The sequence below is a fragment of the Streptomyces durbertensis genome (assembly GCF_014156695.1).
Classification (GTDB): domain Bacteria; phylum Actinomycetota; class Actinomycetes; order Streptomycetales; family Streptomycetaceae; genus Streptomyces; species Streptomyces durbertensis.
This window is the reverse complement of the sequence record NZ_WMLF01000611.1, coordinates 1-2,446: the sequence shown is the minus strand read 5'-3', so window position 1 is coordinate 2,446 and position 2,446 is coordinate 1. Positions and strand designations below refer to the sequence as shown.

Genomic DNA, 2,446 nt, shown 5'->3' with positions numbered 1-2,446 from the left:
TTGTTTATAAGAGACAGGTCGAGGACCACGTGCCTCCCAGGGACAGGGGCAGGGTGCTCCGACCGTCCCCGCCGAGGTGCCCGCGGTCCTCGGTCCGCCGCCCGCCTCCGCCCGCGCCTCGCCGGTCGGCCGAGGACGCCCCGCCCGACGTCTCCGCCTGCGTCGTCGTGCCCAGCCGCGGCCCTTCGGTCGCGGCCTCGCGGAACGCCCGCAGTCCGCCCAGCAGCTCATGGCGGGCCGCGGGAGCCATCCGGCGCAGTACCGCGTTGATCTCCCTGCGCTGACCTGCCCGGATCTCCTCCAGCAGCCGCTGCCCGTCACGGCTGAGTTGGAGGCGCACCTCGCGTCGGCTGGCCGGACTGACGGTCCGCAGCACCAGGCCGGCGGCCTCGAGCCGGTCGCAGAGCCGGCTGGTGGCCGGAGGTGTCGAACCGAGTTCCTCCGAGAGCGTCCGGAGGTTGCAGCCCGCCTGCCGTTCGATCGCGAACAGTGCCCGGAGCTGGGAGGGCGGGACCGGCCCGTCCGTGCCGCCGGCGTTGGCCCGGCCGAGGAGGACCGCCAGCAGCTCCGTCACCTCCGTGGCGGTGGCGGCCTCCTCGATCTGCTCGGAGTTCGGATCGTTGGCGCGCATCAATTCACTGTGCCATCCGCGCCCCGGTGCTGTCAGCCCGTGATCTCCCGGTCCGGGCCGTGCCAGTCCAGACAGACCACCAACGCGTCGTCCTCCTGCTCGCTGTCGCGGAACGCGGACAGCTCCGCGAGGATCGCGCGCGGCACCGACGCGGCGGGCAGCAGCCGGGAGGCGTGGATGGCCCGGCCCAGCGCCCGCAGACCGTACCGCTCGCCCGCCCGCAGCGAGTCGTACACCCCGTCGCTGACCAGGACCAGCCGGTCGCCGGGCAGCACCTGCAACTCCTGGGTCACATAGGTGGTCTCCTCGAACATGCCCAGCGGCAGCTGCGCTTCGAAGGGGATCGCCTCGACCGTGCCCTCCCGCAGGAGCAGTAGCCGCGGCGAGCCGGCGTCGATCACCTCGCAGCGGCCGGTGGCGGGTTCGAACCGCAGCAGGAGGGTGGAGACGTGGCTCTCGCCCCGGTACTCCCCGTACAGCGCCTGGTCCGCCAGCGCCGCCTGGTCGGCCAGCCCCACGCCGGCCCGCCGCGCGTTGCGCAGGGCGTTCACGACCAGACTGGTGAGCAGGGCGGCCCGACTGCCCTCGCCCATGCCGTTGGTGACGGTCAGGACGAGTTCGTCCGGGCCCGCCGACCAGTCGAAGTTGTCCCCGCGGATCGCGTAGGCCGGCTCCAGGTGGGCGCCCAGGCTGTAGGAGGGGCAGGTGAAGGCCCGGCCCGGCAGCAGGTCCCACTGGATCTCCGCCGCCAGGGTGAGCCGACTGCTGCGCCGGGCCCGCCGGAAGAGGTCGGTGTCCCGCTCGGCGACCACCAGTTCGTGGCCCAACACCTCGGCGAACTCCTCGAGTTCGGCCACGGTCTCGGAGGTGAGCAGGTGCTCGGGGAGCCGTAGTGCCAGCACTCCGAGCCGGTCGCCGCGGACGGTGACCGGAAGGTAGAGGTCGACCTGGCCGTCCCCGCCGCGAGTGGTGGTGAGCGGGTCCTGACTCGCCAGCGCGCGTCCGGCGGCGCTGGTCTCCAGCGGGTGGCCCTCCTCGGTGTCCGGGTCGGCCACCGAGTGCAGCACCCGCAGTCCGTAGTCGGCGAGCAGCAGATCCACGTGGTCTGCGGAGAAACGTTCGTTCAGCTCTGCCCTGAGTGTCTCGAGCAGCCGATAGGGAGGGGCCGCCCTGAGGGCGCGCGCCACGTCGGTCAGGAATGTCAACTGGACCTCTCTCGGAAGAGCACGGATCGCCGCGCCGACCGGCGACGTGCCGGCGAACGCGGAAGACGGCCGGTGGGGCCACCGGCGGACGGGGGAACGGACGGGAGGACGGCGGGGACCGCCGCGTCGCCCGGAGGCCACGCGGCGGTCCCCGATCCGTCAGGTCCCGCGCGGAAGCTTCACCACGGTGACGAAGAAGTCGTCGATCTGCTGGATGGCGCGCACGAACTGGTCGAGGTCGACCGGCTTCGTGACGTAGGCGTTGGCGTGCAGCCGGTAGCTGCGCAGGATGTCCTCCTCCGCCGAGGAGGTCGTCAGCACGACCACCGGGATGTGCCGCAGGTCGGGGTCGGACTTGATCTTCTCCAGCACCTGGCGCCCGTCGTACTTCGGCAGGTTCAGGTCGAGCAGGATCAGGTCCGGACGCACCGCCTCCGTGTGCTCGCCGCGCCGGTAGAGGAAGTCCAGCGCCTCCAGGCCGTCCCGCACGACGTGCAGCGTGTTGCCGATCCTGTTGTCCTCGAACGCCTCGCGGGTCATCAGCTCGTCGCCGGCGTCGTCCTCGACGAGGAGGACTTCGACGGGGCTGAGTGGTGGGGCGTTCATGTAG

General features: G+C 72.0%; 3 protein-coding genes. All 3 read right to left on the bottom strand.

From position 1 onward, the window contains the following. Positions 1 to 4 precede the first annotated feature (4 nt). On the bottom strand, positions 5 to 631 hold the full coding sequence (locus GL263_RS25065) for a MarR family winged helix-turn-helix transcriptional regulator (RefSeq protein WP_182858022.1): 627 nt from the start codon (positions 629 to 631) through the stop codon (positions 5 to 7). Positions 632 to 663: 32 nt separating this feature from the next. Then, positions 664 to 1,836 carry a PP2C family protein-serine/threonine phosphatase gene (locus tag GL263_RS25060; RefSeq protein WP_182858021.1) on the bottom strand — a complete coding sequence of 391 codons (1,173 nt, stop codon included), beginning with the start codon at positions 1,834 to 1,836 and terminating at the stop codon, positions 664 to 666. Between the two features lie 159 nt (positions 1,837 to 1,995). Beyond that, a complete protein-coding gene (locus tag GL263_RS25055) occupies positions 1,996 to 2,442 on the bottom strand; it encodes a response regulator (protein ID WP_182858023.1) in 447 nt (148 codons plus the stop codon). Positions 2,443 to 2,446 lie beyond the last annotated feature (4 nt).